The sequence below is a fragment of the Paenibacillus sp. TSA_86.1 genome, from assembly GCF_052691815.1.
In genome coordinates this window covers 828,095-847,175 of the sequence record NZ_JBQZGE010000001.1, presented here as the reverse complement: position 1 = coordinate 847,175, position 19,081 = coordinate 828,095, and the positions used below count along the sequence as shown (strand labels likewise).

General features: G+C 45.7%; 14 protein-coding genes and 2 pseudogenes. 6 read left to right on the top strand and 10 right to left on the bottom strand.

Translation table 11 applies throughout. The features are described 5' to 3' along the window. Positions 1 to 10 precede the first annotated feature (10 nt). The gene (locus ACUTVW_RS03940; RefSeq protein WP_445644574.1) at positions 11 to 1,351 is read right to left on the bottom strand and encodes an MFS transporter; all 1,341 of its coding nucleotides are present in this window, start codon (positions 1,349 to 1,351) and stop codon (positions 11 to 13) included. A gap of 256 nt (positions 1,352 to 1,607) precedes the next feature. On the opposite strand from ACUTVW_RS03940, the gene yhbH reads away from it, so the two are divergent. Together yhbH and ACUTVW_RS03930 are read left to right on the top strand one after the other, a co-directional pair. Further along, entirely contained in the window at positions 1,608 to 2,774 is a 1,167-nt protein-coding gene (gene yhbH, locus ACUTVW_RS03935; RefSeq protein ID WP_445644573.1) for a sporulation protein YhbH, read from the top strand. After that, a complete protein-coding gene (locus ACUTVW_RS03930; protein ID WP_445644572.1) occupies positions 2,771 to 4,207 on the top strand; it encodes a SpoVR family protein in 1,437 nt (478 codons plus the stop codon). Before yhbH ends, ACUTVW_RS03930 begins: the two co-directional genes overlap by 4 nt. 159 nt (positions 4,208 to 4,366) lie before the next feature. Here the strand turns inward: ACUTVW_RS03930 and ACUTVW_RS03925 are convergent. The 3 genes and pseudogenes from ACUTVW_RS03925 to ACUTVW_RS03915 all read right to left on the bottom strand — a co-directional run. Further along, a pseudogene (locus ACUTVW_RS03925) lies at positions 4,367 to 4,499 on the bottom strand (IS200/IS605 family transposase); the annotation flags it as partial. Positions 4,500 to 4,722: 223 nt separating this feature from the next. Beyond that, positions 4,723 to 5,058: a hypothetical protein gene (locus ACUTVW_RS03920; protein WP_445644571.1), complete on the bottom strand. Its 336-nt coding sequence runs from the start codon at positions 5,056 to 5,058 to the stop codon at positions 4,723 to 4,725. Beyond that, positions 5,040 to 5,279, bottom strand: a complete 240-nt coding sequence (locus ACUTVW_RS03915; protein ID WP_445644570.1) for a hypothetical protein — start codon at positions 5,277 to 5,279, stop codon at positions 5,040 to 5,042. Before ACUTVW_RS03915 ends, ACUTVW_RS03920 begins: the two co-directional genes overlap by 19 nt. A 170-nt stretch (positions 5,280 to 5,449) precedes the next feature. Here ACUTVW_RS03915 and ACUTVW_RS03910 point away from each other — a divergent pair, with 170 nt between their 5' ends. Both ACUTVW_RS03910 and ACUTVW_RS03905 read left to right on the top strand, forming a co-directional pair. After that, positions 5,450 to 5,872: a hypothetical protein gene (locus tag ACUTVW_RS03910; protein WP_445644569.1), complete on the top strand. Its 423-nt coding sequence runs from the start codon at positions 5,450 to 5,452 to the stop codon at positions 5,870 to 5,872. A gap of 60 nt (positions 5,873 to 5,932) precedes the next feature. Beyond that, a complete protein-coding gene (locus ACUTVW_RS03905) occupies positions 5,933 to 6,349 on the top strand; it encodes a hypothetical protein (protein ID WP_445644568.1) in 417 nt (138 codons plus the stop codon). A gap of 78 nt (positions 6,350 to 6,427) precedes the next feature. On the opposite strand, the gene ACUTVW_RS03900 is transcribed toward ACUTVW_RS03905, so the two are convergent. Further along, entirely contained in the window at positions 6,428 to 6,673 is a 246-nt protein-coding gene (locus tag ACUTVW_RS03900; RefSeq protein ID WP_445644567.1) for a hypothetical protein, read from the bottom strand. A gap of 67 nt (positions 6,674 to 6,740) precedes the next feature. Here ACUTVW_RS03900 and ACUTVW_RS03895 point away from each other — a divergent pair. Then, positions 6,741 to 7,109, top strand: a pseudogene (locus ACUTVW_RS03895) (SpoVR family protein); the annotation flags it as partial. An 88-nt stretch (positions 7,110 to 7,197) separates the two neighbouring features. Here the strand turns inward: ACUTVW_RS03895 and ACUTVW_RS03890 are convergent. The 5 genes from ACUTVW_RS03890 to ACUTVW_RS03870 all read right to left on the bottom strand — a co-directional run bounded on the left by ACUTVW_RS03890 (position 7,198) and on the right by ACUTVW_RS03870 (position 17,911). Then, positions 7,198 to 9,681, bottom strand: a complete 2,484-nt coding sequence (locus tag ACUTVW_RS03890; RefSeq protein WP_445644566.1) for an EAL domain-containing protein — start codon at positions 9,679 to 9,681, stop codon at positions 7,198 to 7,200. Between the two features lie 296 nt (positions 9,682 to 9,977). Further along, a complete protein-coding gene (locus ACUTVW_RS03885) occupies positions 9,978 to 13,238 on the bottom strand; it encodes an endo-1,4-beta-xylanase (protein WP_445644565.1) in 3,261 nt (1,086 codons plus the stop codon). A gap of 367 nt (positions 13,239 to 13,605) precedes the next feature. Continuing rightward, entirely contained in the window at positions 13,606 to 14,637 is a 1,032-nt protein-coding gene (locus tag ACUTVW_RS03880) for a LacI family DNA-binding transcriptional regulator (RefSeq protein ID WP_445644564.1), read from the bottom strand. 141 nt (positions 14,638 to 14,778) lie between these two features. Further along, positions 14,779 to 15,774 (bottom strand): protoglobin domain-containing protein, encoded by a 996-nt coding sequence (locus ACUTVW_RS03875; RefSeq protein ID WP_445644563.1) that lies wholly within the window; start codon positions 15,772 to 15,774, stop codon positions 14,779 to 14,781. A gap of 241 nt (positions 15,775 to 16,015) precedes the next feature. Next, positions 16,016 to 17,911, bottom strand: a complete 1,896-nt coding sequence (locus ACUTVW_RS03870) for a PrkA family serine protein kinase (protein ID WP_445644562.1) — start codon at positions 17,909 to 17,911, stop codon at positions 16,016 to 16,018. Between the two features lie 361 nt (positions 17,912 to 18,272). On the opposite strand from ACUTVW_RS03870, the gene ACUTVW_RS03865 reads away from it, so the two are divergent. Beyond that, on the top strand, positions 18,273 to 19,064 hold the full coding sequence (locus tag ACUTVW_RS03865) for a DUF2161 domain-containing phosphodiesterase (protein ID WP_445644561.1): 792 nt from the start codon (positions 18,273 to 18,275) through the stop codon (positions 19,062 to 19,064). Positions 19,065 to 19,081: the final 17 nt, after the last annotated feature.

Below are 19,081 nucleotides of genomic sequence, written 5' to 3'. Positions count from 1 at the left end.
CAGACCATGCTTAACTGCTAAATGTAACTCCGTTTCCTTTTCCCGCCGTGCCATGACTTTGAATACGTTCCAGCTCTTCCTGGTCCGCTGAGCGAGCATCCTGCATGCCTTTTTGTACTTGTACTGTCAACAATACCGCGATGCCTGCTACAAAGAAAAAGATCAGCGACAGAATACCCCAACGCGTGGACCCTGTAATTTGTCCAACATAACCAAATACAAATGGCCCAAAGATCGAAGCGAATTTCCCCGTAATATTAACGAATCCGAAATACTCACCCGTTCGTCCAGCCGGCATCAGGTTACTAAACATAGAACGTGCCGTCGATTGACTTATACCCTGCACAACGCCAACTAGCCCTGCGAGGATATAAAAGTGAAGTGCTTGAGTCATAAAGTAACCCAGAATAACGATGCAAATATACACGCTTAAACTCACCAGCAACACTTGCTTCGCTCCCCACCGTTGCGCCCATGCACCCAGCAGCAGCGTACATGGAAAACCGATAAATTGCGTAAGCAGCAGGGCAAGCATCAAATCTGATGTGCCAATGCCGATGCTTGTCCCATAGATCGTTGCCATCAGAATAATCGTGTTGATCCCGTCATTGAAAAACCAGAATGCCACCAGCATTCGAAGCAGCTGTGGGAAACGCAGAATCTGTCCGAAGGTTTGCCGTAATCTGCGTACGCCAACTTTCGTGTAACCGTTCCAGGATGCAGGCAGCTCAGGCGAGGCTGGCCGTCTAGGGGCATAACGGAAGATTGGGAAGGAGAACAGCAGCCACCACAGCGAAACCGAGATGAATGCAATCCGCGTACCTGCTAGGGTATTCGGCATGCCAAACCAGCCTGGCTGTTGAATCATTAACAGATTAATTGCAAGGAGGAGTCCACCGCCGATATAACCATAGGCATAACCTTTGGAGGATACCATATCTCTTCGCTCTGCAGGAACCAGATCTGGTAACATCGCATCATAGAATGTATTTCCGCCCGCAAAACCAATCGTAGATAACACCAACAGGGCAGACGCAAGCAACCAGTCGCCTTCTCCGATCACACTGAATCCGAGCGTTGCCACAATGCCTGTTATTGCAAAAACTCGTAGGAAGTCTCCTTTTCGCCCCGATAGATCAGCCAGTGTTCCCAGCAGCGGCGTTAACAGCGCCACACATAACATTCCTATGGAATGTGTATAAGCCAGGTAGGATGCTGCCGTATCCTTATCAACTGTTGCCGCAGCCACAGAAGCATAGAATACTGGCAGTACAGCAGCCAGTACGGTTGTTGCATAAGCTGAATTGGCCCAGTCATACATAATCCAGGCTTTTACTGCACGATTATCCACACGTAATCCTTCCTTTACACGCATCAGAATTCGATGCCCAGAATCAGTCTTTTTTCTCTATTGTAAAGGAAAGATATCACATTTGATCATGATTTTTGTAAAATTTAGCGTGTACCTTGCTCCAGCCTATCACAAAGCGAATCCAGCGCAATTCATTCATTTTAGTTGAGATCGCATCACATATCGTCCCCACCCGTGAATATACTTAATTACCGACAGGCCAAACTGTGCCGCGTAATCAATGGGGGGTGCCTACATGTCAAATTCACACCAGCCTTACTCGTTCGTCGTATCCCGGGAAGATTGGTCGCTTCACCGCAAAGGGTACCAGGACCAGCAGCGCCATCAGCAAAAGGTGAAAGATGTCATTAAGCAAAATCTGCCCGATCTGATCACCGAAGAGAATATTATCATGTCCGATGGAAAACAGATCATCAAGGTACCCATCCGCAGTCTGGATGAGTACCGTTTCGTGTATAACTACCAGAAACAAAAACATGTCGGTCAAGGGGACGGCGACAGTCAGGTCGGTGATGTCATTGGCCGTGATCCAGCGTCCCAAAAGCCAGGCAAGGGTGAAAAAGCTGGTGATCAGCCTGGTCATGATATTGTGGAAGCCGAGATCAGCATCGAGGAATTGGAAGATATTTTGTTTGCGGAGCTTGAATTGCCCGACCTGAAGCAAAAAGATAAGGATCTGATTGAGACACATACGGTGGTCTTCAACGATATTCGCAAAAAAGGTATGCAGTCCAATATTGACAAGAAACGTACGATATTGGAGAATCTGCGCCGCAATGCAACAACAGGCAATCCGGGCATTCATCACATCAGTCCGGACGATCTTCGTTACAAGACGTGGGAAGACAAAATTATTCCCCAGTCCAACGCCGTTATTATCGCCATGATGGATACATCCGGCTCCATGGGTTCCTTTGAAAAATATTGCGCCCGCAGCTTCTTTTTCTGGATGACCCGTTTCCTGCGTCGTCAGTATGAGAAAGTCGAAATCGTGTTTCTGGCTCACCACACGGAAGCCAAAGAAGTGACGGAAGAGGAATTTTTCACTCGCGGCGAAAGCGGCGGTACAATCTGCTCCTCTGTTTATATGAAGGCATTGGATATTATTGACAGCCGCTATCCGCCTAGCAGCTACAATATCTACCCTTTTCATTTCTCAGATGGCGATAACCTGACCTCGGATAATGAGCGGTGTGTGAAGTTAATCGGCGAACTAATGAAGCGCAGCAACATGTTTGGTTACGGCGAAGTGAATCAGTACAACCGCAGCAGTACACTCATGTCGGCCTATCGCCACATTAAGATCGATCAGTTTATGTATTACGTGATCAAGGAAAAAGGCGAAGTATACAAAGCGCTCCGCAGCTTTTTTCAAAAAAGAGAAGGAGGCAGCCTGGGATGACCGATGAGATCCGCGAACTGGAATTCGCCATTGCTGAAATTATGGAGATTGCCGATGGATTCGGCCTCGACTATTACCCGATGCGCTACGAGATCTGCCCGTCGGATATCATTTACACCTTTGGTGCTTACGGCATGCCAACGAGGTTCAGCCACTGGAGCTTTGGTAAAACCTTTCATAAGATGAAAATGCAATACGATTTTGGTCTGAGCAAGATTTACGAACTCGTCATCAACTCCAACCCTTGCTACGCCTTCCTGCTGGATGGCAACTCTCTGATTCAGAACAAATTAATCGTTGCCCATGTGCTCGCACACTGTGACTTTTTCAAAAACAACGCCCGCTTCTCCAAATCCAATCGCAATATGGTGGAAAGCATGGCCGCCACGGCGGATCGAATCAGCAATTATGAGATGGAATATGGCACAGAGGCGGTTGAAGCCTTCATCGATGCGGTGATTGCCATTCAGGAACATGTGGACCCGCAGCTCATCAAACCTCGGCATCTTGACAAACAGCGTTACATGGAGATGAAAATCCGGGAACAGCGTGGTGAGAAACCACCTAAACCGGAAGGTCAATATGACGATCTGTGGTCGCTAGACAATCTGCATACTGAAGAAAAGCCCACGGACAGCTTACAGGTACATCACTTCCCGCCGGAGCCGGAGAAGGATATTATGTGGTTCATTCAGGAGTTCTCGGAGGTCCTCACCGACTGGCAGCGGGATATTATGAGTATGATGCGGGAAGAGATGCTCTATTTCTGGCCACAGATGGAGACCAAAATCATGAACGAAGGCTGGGCTTCCTACTGGCATCAACGTATTATAAGAGAGCTAGACTTAAGCAGTGAGGATACGATCGAATTTGCCAAGCTAAACTCTTCCGTTGTACAGCCGTCCAAGCAAAGTTTGAATCCATATTACCTGGGACTGAAAATCTTTGAAGATATTGAACTCCGCTGGGATCACCCCACCCGTGAGGAGCAGGAGCGATGGGGACGCCAGCCTGGGCAAGGCCGGGCCAAAATGTTCGAGGTCCGCGAGTTTGATTCGGATACCTCCTTTATCCGTAACTACATGACCAAAAAGTTAACCGAGGATCTCGACCTCTACGTGTTTGAGAAAAAAGGGCCGGACTGGAAAATCACCGACAAGTCTTGGGAAAACATTCGCGACCAACTTGTATTCTCTCGTGTCAACGGTGGCTCACCGTATTTGGTTGTACAGGACGCAGACTACTTACGCACCGGCGAACTCGTGTTGAAACATCAATACGAAGGCATCGAACTGGATCTGAAATACATGGAACGCACACTCCCCTATCTATATCGACTCTGGGGACGTACAGTACATGTAGAGACCCGTGTAGAGGATAAACCGATCTGGTTCACCTATGACGGCAAAAAGCACCACCGCAAGTTTTTATAGGTTGGAGTGATAATATTTTGAAATCATGACCACCCGTCCAACGGGTGGTTTTCTCTCGGAGTATACCCCCTGTTTCCAAACTCTGCCTAAAAACGCTAGCCTGACAGCAAGGTTGTTCTCAGTGTTATTTGTCACCTTCACTTACCAGTTAAACTCGTTTTACTTCTTTTGCCTCCGATTACTACTGAATGGATCTTCGTATTACTTTTACATTCTGCTTATCTACCGCCTGACCATAAGCTTCTTGCTCAAGAATATACTTTCTCACAATTGCTTCATTTAGACCCACTTTAGCTTCTTCGCCTTTGTTCCATCCATCCTTAGCAAGACTTTCATACGTCAAATAGAACTCGTCCACGTCGAAGAGAATCGAATACGAAACGCATTTTTCTTTATGCCCGTCTTGGGCATCCTTCATTTTATATTCACTAATCGCGCCCAACGTCGTCGATTTCGTTTTGAACTCGAATCCAGCCTTCGAACCGTCTTTTGAAACAAGAATACGTCCATCATGCCTAAAATTTGTAATTGAATACCGTTATGCTTAACTTGCTTACGCCCTTCAAGTTTTGCTCCCATGCGGGCGTTTTGTCGGGCATACGGTCAACGGTAAACTTTGCGCCGTCCATACGTTCCGCGTAAATCAGATCCTTTTGCACCGCGCCATGAATTGCGGAACCGTTACGAACCCAACGCTTCTGATACGGGAACATTTCTTGTTCGTCCTTATCGACCTTCAAAGCCTTATAGAACAATTCCCGTTCGCATTTGGACGCCGAAGACGGCGAAAACGTAACAAGACCCCGCTCGAAGTTGATACGTTTCGGATTCGTCAAGTTCCGAAGTTCCATGTTAAGCAGCGCCATTTCAAACGGCTTATCGAATTGTTCGGGTAACAGGTGAAAACGGTCGAAGTGTCCTTCATGTCGGCGAGCATTTCTTGACCGCGTTCCGAAATGATTACTTCCGTTTGGCGACCGTACGAACGTCCGCTCCGCGTTGTTTTCTTTCCCTTCCCGATTTCAGTTTTCACTTCCTTTCCCTTTTTAGTGATAAGCAATTTCTTTTCCATGATTCCCCCTTTGAGGCCGATTTCTTTAAGCAGTTCGACAATAACTTACTAAAAATAGATTAAAAAATATAATATAGTGAAATTAAGTATTTTATTGACATTTAGTATGCATCCAATTATATTCAAGAGAAGCGTTAGAGGAAATAATAGGATAAAGGTGTAATATATTGATGTTCAACAAAATCAAGTATGTTGCTGCTACATTAGTAGTAGCTTTAGGTCTTGGTGTAGTTGCTCCTTCGTTAACTTATGCAGCTAATCCACAAGATCGAGTACAAACACAATTTCCACAACCAACTATAGTTGAAGAACCTGCTAATGACAGAGTTGAAGCAATGGGTCTTAAAAAGACTGCTCTTGTCAAAGCATTGCGATATGGTGGAGAAGCTCTTGACACTGTGTTAGACTGGTTAGGAGTTGCTAGTAAAGAAGCTAAATACTTATCCAAGCATTCTAGCAAAATAGCTGATTTCCTTGATTCAGTCACTGACGAGATCGAAAAGAAATTGATAGATTTCTTAATATTCCAATGTGATATACCACAAGGCTATGCTCGGGTAATTGCTTATGCAATTACTGGATTTATTCTTTAATTAATTTGTAAATCCTCTAGCGCCTTGCTACACTATTAAATAAATAAAGGAAGCGATCTTTTGAACAAAGAAATTGAACTGTTGAAGTATCAAATCAAACTAATGAAAATGGTAATAGGTGGTGATAGTCACCCTTATTTCATGTATTTACTCGATCATGAGGTAACAGAAGATCAAACAAACTTACTGAACTCTTTAATGATTTCAATGAATTCACGCCGCCGTCGCTGTTTAGTGGACAACCGCGACATTAATGATACTCCTGTTTTAATTTCTGATAACATGTTAAATAAGTTGCAGAATCATGGAATAACGACCCAAGAATTAAATGTAAATAATATGCCTAATTACCACGAATTTTGCGGATATATAGACAAGATTATGAATAGTGATATTAACCCAAAGTATCTATTAACAGCAATGCATAGACAATCCATGTTTTCAGAATTATGCGAGTTACTTTTAAAAGACTCTTAACATACCGTGCTTTTTCTAACAGCCTATACGGCTGTTTTTTAATCTACACATATGGTTTCCTACGTGAACCGTTCCGGATTAATCTTCCTGCTTAATTCCTTCACCCCATCTTTGCATTATTTCAACATCACCCTTCAACGGTACATCAAGTTTTGCAGCACTTGTCATACAAGCTTTGATCGCGGCTATTTCTTCACGCGTAATCGTGCTTTCCACTTGAAGAAGCGCTTCGTCATGTACTGTCCCCACTGTAACAATATAGAAATGTTCGATGAACTGTTTATCTCTTCGACCGTTATGCCCAATTGAACTAATAGCGTCCACATTGACGTTCCATACATAACGACAAGCAATCCGGTATTCCGAACCGTCACCGTATTTCTGGATAATAGCCTTTATCCGTAACTACATGACCAAAAAGTTAACTGAGGATCTCGACCTCTACGTGTTTGAGAAAAAAGGGCCGGACTGGAAAATCACCGACAAGTCTTGGGAAAACATTCGCGACCAACTTGTATTCTCTCGTGTCAACGGTGGCTCACCGTATTTGGTTGTACAGGACGCAGACTACTTACGTACCGGCGAACTCTTGTTGAAACATCAATACGAAGGCATCGAACTGGATCTGAAATATATGGAGCGCACACTCCCCTATCTATATCGACTCTGGGGACGTACGGTGCATGTGGAGACCCGTGTGGAGGATAAACCGATCTGGTTCACCTATGACGGCAAAAAGCACCACCGCAAGTTTTTATAAACCGGAGTGGTGGCATTCGGACATATCATAAAAAAACCAAAAATGCGGCAAGTTCCCGATACAGATCGAGAACTTGCCGCTTGGCCGTTTATACCGAATGAAACACCGTGTTACGTTCCCCCAGCAAACGCAGTGGCACAAAGAAATTGTTCTCCACTTCGCTTGCGGGTAAAGGTCTGCTGAAATAATAACCCTGAATCTCCCGACAGTCATTTTGCATCAAAATATCGAGTTGGCCTTTGGTCTCAATCCCTTCCGCGATGACTTCCATCTTGAGATTCTGGGCCATCGAAATAATCGTGGCTACGATCGCCTGGTCGCTGTGACTCTCGGTAATATCCGTGACAAAAGAACGGTCAATCTTAAGCTTGTGAATCGGGAAATGTTTCAGATAGCTTAATGAGCTGTACCCCGTTCCGAAATCATCCAGACTGATCTTCACACCTAGAGCGGAAAGTTCATTTAGAATAGCCGTGGATATGGTTGCATCCATCATCATACTCTCCGTAATTTCCAGCTCCAGATATTTTGCATCAAGCCCGGACTCGCTCAAAGCATTTTTGACCTGCTCTACCAGGTCGGGCTGGTGAAATTGCTGGCTGGACAAATTCACAGATACCGGGATGAGCGGTCCGCCGCTACCATGCCACAGCTTCATCTGCCTACAGGCTTCACGAAGCGTCCAATTGCCGATCTCATAGATCATGCCGGTCTCTTCGGCCAGCGGGATAAACACATTGGGTGCAAGCAGCCCTTTAATCGGATGCTGCCAGCGAATCAGAGCCTCAACTCCAATCATTCGGCTATCCAGAGTACGAATCTGCGGTTGATAGTACAGCACCATTTCATTCCGCTTCAGTGCTTTCCGCAGATAACCTTCCAGTTCAATTCGTTCATATAGCTCCGAGTCGAGTTGAGCCGTATAGAACTGGTAGCCGTTCTTGCCATTTTTCTTCACTTCATACATGGCGGAGTCCGCATGTTTAATCAAGGCATCCGTTCCTGCCCCATGTTCAGGGTACATGGCAATACCGATGCTGGCTGTAACGTAAAAATCATTTTCTTTCAAACGATAGGGCTGCTGGATTGCTTCAACAATCTGTTCTGCAAGTTGAACGACAAGCTCCTCATTCGCTTGTTCCCCCGTAACCACCACCGTGAACTCATCCCCGCCCATCCGGGCCAGCGTAACACTAGACATCGCCTGTGGATGTGAAGCTTCGATTGTTGCCACAATCCGGTTACTAACTTCCTTGAGAAATACATCCCCAATGGAATGACCCAGCGAGTCATTAATCATTTTGAAGCGGTCAATGTCCATAACCATCACAGCAAACTTATGCTCTTGTTTCTCACACGTATATATAGTAGAAGCAAGCACCTCATCCAACTTGCGCCGATTAGGCAGCCCTGTGAGCGGATCATGCAAGGCCTGATGACGAATGTTTTCCTGAGCTTGTCTCTCTTCCGTAATATCTTTAATCAGAATATGACTGCCGACATGGGTTGCATCAATAACAACTGGAATGACTGCAATACTTAGGTCCAGAAGCTCATCTCGTGTATTTTTCATTTTTGCCATGTAATGCCGCTGTTCCAGATCCTGATTGTCCCATGCGTGAACCGTGTCATTCATGGCACACTGAACATTAATCTGCTCAATAATCTGGTTAATCGGGTGATCAATTACCTTTTTCTCCGGGTATCCGGTAATCGTGGTGACTACAGCATTGATGCCTTTAATGATACCTTCTCGATTCACGGAAATGATGGCATCCGAATGATTATGGTATAACGCTTGGTACCACTGTTCGTTCTCACGAATCCGTTGATCCTTCTGGGACATTCGTTGATTGATAAAGTTACCAAATAACGTAAGCCCAATTGCGACAAATGTACCCGCTGTAATCAGATAAGCAAGAACCTCCGACTCCACCTGTCTGCTTAAACTCTCAGGAATCATTTGAGCTTGATGAAAATGAGCTGCGGCCATCCCGGTATAATGCATACCTGTAATCGCTAAACCCATAATAAGTCCACTACCCATTTTATAGATCCAGTGATGCTTGGATTCAGGGCGATTGAAAAAAAACATCAGCCACAGCGCCGCATAGGACGCAAGTGCAGCAATCAGAACAGATAACGTTACTAAGGCTGGCTGGTATGTAATCGGAATCGACATCGCTGCCATCCCCACATAATGCATCGAGGTGATGCCTGCAGTCAGCAGCAATCCAGCAATGACAAGTTTGCTCATCTGGTTAGAGCGACGACCTGCAAACTCCAACGCTACCCCCGAGGCAACGATTGCTAATAAAACGGACAAGATCACTTTATCCATAGAATAGGAAACGTGCATAGGCAGCACAAAAGCGATCATGCCGACAAAGTGCATCGACCAGATACCCAGTCCCATGGAGATTGCCCCGCAAGCAACCCACAAGTGACGTGCCCTTCCGCTTGTCAGAGATACACGGCCTGCAAGATCAAGTGCTGCATAAGAAGCTAACGATGCAATAATATAGGATAAAATAACAAGTTGTAAGTTGTACGTGCCATGTATGTGCTCCACTCACTCTGTCCTTTCAGCTGGGCTGATCCTCATATGTATGTAAATGTATGTAAAAAAAGAAGCGAGTGCGCTGTCTGGATGACAGGCACTCCCTCCGTATCATTTGACTTGGCGACCAACGACTTAGTCATAAACCGAATGGCATACATTTGAAACCCGTTTATGATGAATGTCTATAGTCTAAACGTCCCAGCCACTAAAATCAACACTTATTTCCAGAAGCACAGCTGTTTATATCCGATTCGCTCCTTCACATACTTCATCAAACATACGGATCATGAGTTTGATCAGCAACTCTATTTTTTCACCAGCAGCAGACTGCCGAATCCGGACGTATCGCGGTACGAATTGCCCGAAGGATCACTCCACATGAAGACACTGCTACGTTTGCCATCCCCTGCACCGTCATCATTCACCTGTAGATCAAAACCAATCCATTTACTTTGCTTGGAGCCAACATTTTCCAATGGAATGGCTGCCTCAATTACATATCCATCCTTGGTCAGACGTGCACTCGACTTGAATAACTCTTTGCGAGCGTTGCCTCCGAAGGAAACTTCATTGTCGAAATTAACCCGATACTGTGCATCATCATCCTCGTAATTGCTGGTCTGATTTTTATTCAGATCAACGAATAACTCAATGGAGTCCTGCTCATGTGCATTCGCACTCTTTTTACTGAGTAAAGGATCTTTGACATCAGCGAGTACATAGAGATACTTTTCATCCCACAGCAATTTCGCCTTTGCCTTGGCACCCGCATTTCCTGCAACCTTAACATCCGTTGTGATGGTCGCCGCTTTTTTCCATACCTTATCTTCTTTACCATCTACAACAGGGGTTCCGTACGACACTTTGACTTGTTTCAATGCAGGACCCAGCTTGAGCTTGCCCCGACTTTCTATTTTCTGTGGTTGCTGATTATTCGTATCATTCCAGACAACAATGGAAGTTTTACCTTTAGACTGTTTATCCGTAATACGGAAATCCAGAGATAATAATTTGCCTTCGGTCAGATCAGCTGAGGAGAACGGCAACGATGCGTAAACAATATATCCTGTTTTATTCTCCTTCACTTGATACAGCTTCTGATCTTTGCCTTTGCCACCATCCCGATGAAAGACGTATTGTCCATCTTTCGGTGTGTTATTTTTCTTGCTACCTGCCTGCTCTTCCGGGCTGATAAAAACCTCTACCTGGTCACCCTTCAGACGTGTGGCATCTTTGACTTCAATACGCAGATTCAGTTTTTTTCCGTCCCACACTGTCTTTACTTCGCCTGTAGTGCCGGCTGTACCTTCGATTACATGTGAGAACGGCTGTGCCTTCACAGCTCCCCAGAGAATATCTTCCTGCCCTTTACGATCTGGCAAAGACACCTTGGATTGGGCAGCTGTCCATTCATTTCGATACACAGGCAAGGACGCCGGATCAACTAACGCCCAGTAAGCCGGTTTGGCTTTCAGCTTGCGGTCAAATAAGAGTGGTGCATCCTTTCTACCTTTAACAGGGAAATCGTCCAGCCATGTGCCGTCATCGGCAAGTCCCCATAACGTTACACTGTCCATGACACCACGATCGTCAAACTCTTTGAACAGATCAAACAACGCCCGGTAACGATAAGCTTGCTCCAGCATCATCTCATTCGTTACAGGTTTCTCCTGCTCAGAATTTCCGGAGTAGATAGACATATCCAGCTCTGTCACTTGAATGTGAACACCCAGAGCAACAGCTCGGTTAAATGCTTCACGAATTTGTTTTACATCCGGTCCATACATGGACACATGCATTTGAAAACCGATAGCATCTATCGGTGTACCTTTAGCCAGCAGCTTTTCTACAAGCTTGACCATATCATTCATTTTGCTGACACTGCCTTCGATACCGTAATCATTGATCACCAGTACCGCGTCAGGATCAGCCTCGCGTGCATAACGGAAAGCCAGTTCAATGTAGTCACTATCATCTCCGTCGCCGTCTACATCGCCAATGATATCCCGCCATTTCGAATTGCTCGCCTGATCACGCAGTCCGCCTCCGTCCGAGATGACTTCGTTGACCACATCCCACGTATGCACTTTGCCTTTGTAACGGCTCACAATGGTTTGGATATGTGTTTTCATGCGTTTCAGAAGCTGCTCACGCGTAGCCGGCTTCGATGCATCATTCGGATCGGTAAAGAACCAATCCGGCACTTGACTGTGCCAGAGCAGCGTATGACCTCTGACCTCCATATTGTTCGCTGCAGCAAAGTTAACCAGTCGATCCGCTTCAGACCAGACAAAATTACCTTCAGTTGGTTGCATGGCATCCATTTTCATGAAGTTACCCGCAGTAATACTCTTAAAATGTTTCTTGAGCAGATCCGAATGAGGATCCTGTGGATCCAGAGCCGTCTGGTCAATCGCAGCCCCAAGGGCATAGGATGTACCCAGCTTTTTTGCCAGATCCGGTATATCCTTCTCAATCGCGATCGCTTCCGTTGCTGTAATCTGCACATCATCGATGTAGAACGGAATAGTATCTGTCTCTGTCACTTCAGAAGACTGCTTCCACGGTGTCTCGGCATACATCCGCAATCCGCTTACACCCGTGCTTTCTGCCGGCACGATGACATCTGCTTCGATCTTCTTCCATTGGCCTTTATTAAGCGTAGTGGAAGCAAAGGTTGCATATTCCAGCTTAGTTGCGTCACCGTTAAATTCCTTCTCCAATGAGCCATTGATCACCTGTGTTGCAGGCCCTTCATCATACATCGCCCAGAAGGAGACATGAACTGTACTTCCCTTTTGCAAATAAGGCAACACCTCTACCAACGGTCCATGATAAGTTTCCGTTCGGGAGGAGGTTTTCAAACTGCGGCTACTATTGTGTCCGATGCCGCTGACTACCTCCAGCTTTTCAGTACCACGAGGCTTCCATTTTCCGATATTCCCATCTTCAAAATCAGCGTTAAACAGAGCTTTGCCTGGTTCTCCTGGTACACCCGGATTCTCCGGGGCAGGTGTAACAAGACGGATCTGGAACTCGTCTAACAAATAAGCGGAAGTTGCATCCGCACTCTCCAGATATAACTGCAGGCCACTGCCTTGTTCATAGCTGTATTGACCTTGCAGCTTGACCCACTTCTGATCAGTTACTTGCTCGGCTGCGTTAACCTGATCATACTCCGTATCCCCGTTGCCATCGCGGCGTTCCACGGTGAATTTCAGATTAGCCGGGGCTGAACCTGCAACCAGTCTCACATAACCAGAGATTTCGACGACAGCATTCTTATTGACCACATCTGTCAATGAAAGTGAAGGTCCATTCCAGGCCTCTGTACGACCTGTTGTTTTCAGGGAATGTGTACCTTGATAAGCCTGATCTCCAGTCACTGCAACCGTCACTCCACCCCGGGCTGTCCAGCCTTGAGTCGTGCCATCCTCGAATGAATGAGACAACAAAATATCACCTGCATTTGCTGCACTTGCCTTCTGTTCTCCTGCTCCGATCCCTGGCAGCAAACTTAAGATCATAACGGCTGCCAAACATAATCTCAACCATTTTCCCCGCACGTAAACTCCTCCTTCTTGAATTTCGTCAACCATCCTGTAACGCGGTCAAACATCGGGCATTTCACAACACACTTTCTGCATGCATGGATATCCTCTGCTGGTCTGTTAACTGGCAACAACATCATGTCGCACGGATGGGATCAGGAACATTCAATGCACGGTTCTTAACCTCCTTATGTGAGCCTGATTACACCCTGCGAAACCTGTCTTACCTCAGAAGTAAGCGGTTACATATCAAATTTATGTTATGATGCCTTTTACTGTAAATATGGAAATTTAATGTCCTCCCCCCTCTTTTTATACTTTTGATCACAATTTCTGTCTTTTCGTTCCCGTGTTGCAGGAAAATAAGGTAAAAAAGCACAGCCTAAGGCTGTGCGGGTACTTCTGGATCCATTTCATTAACGGGTGCCGTGGTCTGGCGAATAATCAAATTCGATGGTTCCGTCACGACAGGAGGAGTATACGATGGATTTTCAATCATCGCGATCAGATATTCTATAGCCCGAATGCCAATGTTGAAGATATTTTGATTCACCGTTGTTAGACCCGGCTTGAACACTTCAGCATAATACGTATTGTCGAATCCGACCACGGAAATATCCTCCGGTACACGGAAACCATGCTTCTCAATCTCATGAATTGCTCCAAAAGCAGACATGTCCGAGGCACAGATGATGCCTGTGGGTTGTTCCTGAAGAGCCATCAATCGCCGGGCTGCCTTAGCACCGCCATCAAATGAATAGTCACAGACTTCCAGATAAATCGTCGCATAAGGAATATCGCATTGACGAAGCCCTTCTTTGTATCCGTCCAAACGAAGGTTCGCTACAGCGGGTCCCAGCGTCCCTGAAATGTAGGCAATCTTGCGATGTCCAAGCTCATAAAGATGCTTAACCCCCATAGCAACGCCGTTCACATTGTCTGTCGTAATGTAGCCCGCACGTTTACCAAACAGATCAGTATCAATGAACATCGTTGGAATTTCCGCTGTGACCAGTTCCTGAATGCTTTTATTTTCCCGGCCTTCCCCGAAAACGACAACGCCATCCACGTTTCGGCTGCGGCAGTGCTTGATGAATGAATATGTAGGGTCATCAAATCGTGTTGATAATCGGACAAGATCATAACCGCTATTTTCCAAGGCTGTTTTGATACCTTCAAGCAACTCGGATACAAACGGATTCGTAAACGGAACCGTAAGAAGCACGCCCACTGTCCATGAACGGCGTTTAACCAGTCCTCGAGCGACCACATTGGGTTGATATTTTAATAGTTCAATAGCTATATTCACTTTTTTACGTGTTTTTTCACTAACGTCCGGATAGTCATTCAATACTTTGGAAACGGTTGCAACAGATACTCCCGCTTCTTTGGCCACATCATGGATAGAAGCCATCTCATCACCTCGACCTCTTTATAAATCGCCTGTCTCCGGCTATATTATCTATAACAATCAGCAGGTTTGTCTACCCATTATAGCTTATTACAGCCGGAAACGGTATGGAAGTTCCGGGCATACCCGAGGTTATCGTGACTGCTACAGTTTACTCAAATCCGTGGCAAGCTTCTCCATGGCTGTCGCAAACACGGCAAGCTCGGATGAACGCGAGGCCTGACTTCGCGCCCCACTCGACGTACGATCAGACTCCTGCTGCACTCTTTTTAAGATTTCCATGATCTGATTCAGATTGGATTGGATTTTGCTTTGCGCGTCTCTGGAGCTTGCCGCCAGCTTGCGTACTTCGCTTGCAACCACCTCAAATCCACGTCCGAACTCTCCGGCATGCGCCGCTTCAATTGCAGCGTTCAAACCGACAAGATGACTTTGATCCGAAATTTCACGAATCAGCTCTCCCATTTTTTCGATCTGCTGCATCCCTCCAGTTAATTCTTCCAAGAGCACATGCGCCTGATCTTGGGAAACAACGGTTTCCTTTGCTACAGCGGAGATGGATAGTGCATTTTCATTTAACTCCGTAATCATACCGGTAAGCTCCTGCGTAATCTGTGTGATCGCTTGCAGTGTACCATCCTGATCTGCAGCGAGCTGGTGAAGCTGCTCTTTTTCTTTTTTTTCATAAGCTTCCAGAACGAGTTGCGAATCGAGATTGAACATTTTGCTTAATGCATGTATGACGTAGTGCCACGAATCGGGGATAAGTTGTTTAAATATAGTGGTAGCGATATCCAGATAGGCCATGTAAGCACCGAGATAATAGTTGGTTGTCAGTCCAATGCGCGAATGAACTAATCCAATGGTGATACGTTGTTCAATATATGCATCATCCACAATGCCGTCTGTCATGGATAGCCAATACATCCGCTGTGTTTCCTTCAATCGTTCAATATTGGAAAACCGTGCGATCAATTCTATTAGTTCAGGATACTTCCCAACATGCTTGTAGAAGTGATCGACCACTTCTTCAACCACTTTTTTGAAGACAGGCCGATGATCGGCCAGTAGTTTCAAATCCTGTGCAGTTAACCCCACATAATCCAGTTGTTTTTGCCTTTCTGCCGAAATGCTGCTCATATCCGATCGGATCAACTCCTCAATAACTTTTTCTACCAAAAATTAAAACAATTTTAATTGATTATAGACTAAACTACCTAAACACACATATACCCTAAGAACTATTTAATATGGCATTAATTATATTTAATTGTATTAATATGGATTATAATGGATTATTTTAATATAAAAAGGCCCTGAACCTGTTGTGAAGGAGCCTCACAACAAATCTTCAGGACCTAATTCGGAATGGTGCTACAGGTTAACGGTTAAGCAAACTTCCTACGTATTTTAACAATTCATTAGCACTTGCAGCTGTATATCCATGCTCTTCAATGAGACGTTTGATGACTTCATTCATCCGTTTTAATTGTGTAGCATCCGGCGTTTTCGTAGACGTCGTAATCTTGACGATGTCCTTGAGATCAGCGAACAGCTTTTTCTCAATCGCTTCCCGTAGACGATCATGGCTGCTGTACTCAAACTTGCGCTCCTTGCGGGAGTATGCCGAGATCCGAATCAGAATCTCTTCTCTGAACGCTTTCTTCGCATTCTCTGAGATGCCAATCTGCTCCTCAATGGAACGCATCAACCGTTCATCCGGATCCATCTCTTCATCTGTCAGCGGATCACGGATTTTGGACCAGTTGCAGAACGCTTCAATATTATCCAGATAATTTTCAAACAATGTTCTGGCAGATTCTTCGAACGAATAAACAAAAGCCTTCTGCACTTCCTTCTTCGCAAGTTCATCATACTCTTTACGTGCCAGTGCGATAAAGTTCAAATACCTCTCTCGTTCTTCCTTGGTGATCGAAGCGTGCTGATCCAGCCCATCCTTAATGGCACGCAAGATATCCAGCGCGTTAATGCACTGAAGATTTTGCTTAATCAAAGCGCTGGATATCCGGTTAATGACGTACCGTGGATCAATACCGGACATGCCCTCGTCCAAATATTCATTTTGCATTTCCCGCAGATCGGCTTCTTTATAACCTTCAACCTCTTCGCCGTCGTACATCCGCATTTTTTTCACCAGATCCATACCTTGTTTTTTCGTTTCCTTCAATCGAGTAAGTATAGAAAATATAGCCGCTGTACGTAGTGCATGCGGTGCGATGTGCACATGTTTCATATCACTTTGTTGAATCAGTTTGGCATAAATTTTCTCTTCTTCTGACACCTTCAGGTTATACGGAATCGGCATGACAATCATCCGTGACTGCAAAGCCTCATTTTTCTTGTTCGATATAAAAGACTTATACTCGGACTCGTTCGTGTGCGCCACAATCATCTCATCTGCACTAATCAGTGCGAATCGCCCTGCCTTAAAATTACCTTCCTGCGTCAGAGATAACAGGTTCCACAGAAATTTTTCATCACATTTCAACATCTCCTGGAATTCCATCAAACCCCGGTTGGCTTTATTCAGTTCCCCGTCAAAACGATACGCCCGTGGATCTGATTCTGATCCAAATTCGGTAATCGTGGAGAAGTCGATGCTGCCTGTAAGATCAGCGATATCCTGAGATTTCGGGTCTGACGGACTGAATGTACCGATCCCTACACGGTTATCTTCAGAGATGATAACCCGTTCCACGGGAACCTTGCTGATATCCCCACCAAATTCGGTGCGAAGTCTCATCTGGCAGGAAGGGCATAGATTGCCCTCAATGCGCACACCGATCTCTTTCTCCACATCGGACCGAAGCTCCAGCGGAATGAGATGTAGGGGCTCCTCATGCATCGGGCATCCCTTAATAGCGTAAACTGCTCCCTTTTCCGTACGTGAAAATTGTTCCAAACCTCGCTTCAACAGCGTGACCAGCGTGGATTTCCCCCCACTAACCGGCCCCATCAGCAGCAAAATCCGTTTGCGTACATCCAGACGGCGTGCAGCCGAATGAAAATATTCCTCCACCAGTTTTTCAATGGAACGATCGAGTCCGAAGATTTCCTGCTCAAAAAATTTGTACCGTTTGTGTCCCAAGGCCTCTTCTACCCCAAACGATTCAATCATCTGATACACTCGTGCGTGAGCCGTCATTGCCGGAGTCGGGTCCTCTCTCAGCAGTGCAATATAATCTTCAAATGTTCCGTTCCATGACAAACGGTCACTCTCTGCCCGATATTCCGCAACGCGTTCAAAAATATTCATGCTTGGTACCTCCCATGGCTCCTTTAGTGTGATTGTCAACCATTCCGAATGGTATGAAGAAATCAATAGAATTGCAGCTCCTGCTTGAATACCCTTCTGCGGTCCGGCTTAGTCCCGCTACCCTTGTTCCAATGATCTTGTATGGATGTGAAAAGTGTATTACATACCTATGCGGCAACTTGGATAAGTTGACCTCTTTTTTTCAAACCTTGATCCTGAATTTTATGCATATGCAGTCCTCTCAGACATCTCGTGACCTCAGAAAAAAAAGCATGAATATGCTATAATGTAGGTTCTATTGAAGGAAACCGGAACAAGGTAATGCAGACGGGTAAACAACTTCAGGAGAGGAGTAGAGAGCTTGGCTATACAATATGAAACGGAGCTGTATTCCCCTGTCAAAGCTTTTTTTGAACAGCGCGGCTTTGATATCAAGGCAGAGGTTAAGCATTGTGACCTCGTCGGAGTCCGAGCGGATCAGACTGAACCCCTTATTGTGGAGATGAAAAAAACGTTTAACCTGTCTTTGCTATTGCAAGGCATGCAACGCCTTAAACTCAGCCCGCTCGTATATCTGGCTGTGGAGCGAAACCGAAGTAAACGCGGAGCGGTCAATCAGCGCTGGAGCGAGTTAACAGCACTGTGCAGTCAGCTCGGCCTTGGGCTATTGACGGTCACCTTTTACAAAACCAAAGCACCTTTGATTGATGTATTATGCGAACCCTCCGTGATATCTGGCAGTTTGCGCCCCCTCCCGTTAGCCCGTAAAAGCGGCATACGCCGTCAGCGTTTGCTTAAGGAATTCGATGAACGGAGTGGAGACTATAACATAGGCGGAAGTACAGGCCGCCAGCTGATGACAGCCTATCGGGAAAAAGCTATACGTGTCGCGGCTGCGCTAAGATCCAGTGGTGAGTCTTCACCAGCGGCTCTTGCCCGGCAGACCGGTGTAGGCTCAGCGGCAGCTATTTTGCAAAAAAACTATTACAGCTGGTTTGAACGTGTTTCCCGCGGAAAGTATATGCTCACCATCAAAGGTATGCAAGCATTAACCGAACATGAACTTATGCTGCAGGATTCAACTAAAGAACAATTGGCTCAGGTTGCCGAGGTCACCGAACGTTATCTCCTGAACATCAGTAAAACGGAATGATCCGATAAACGACACGG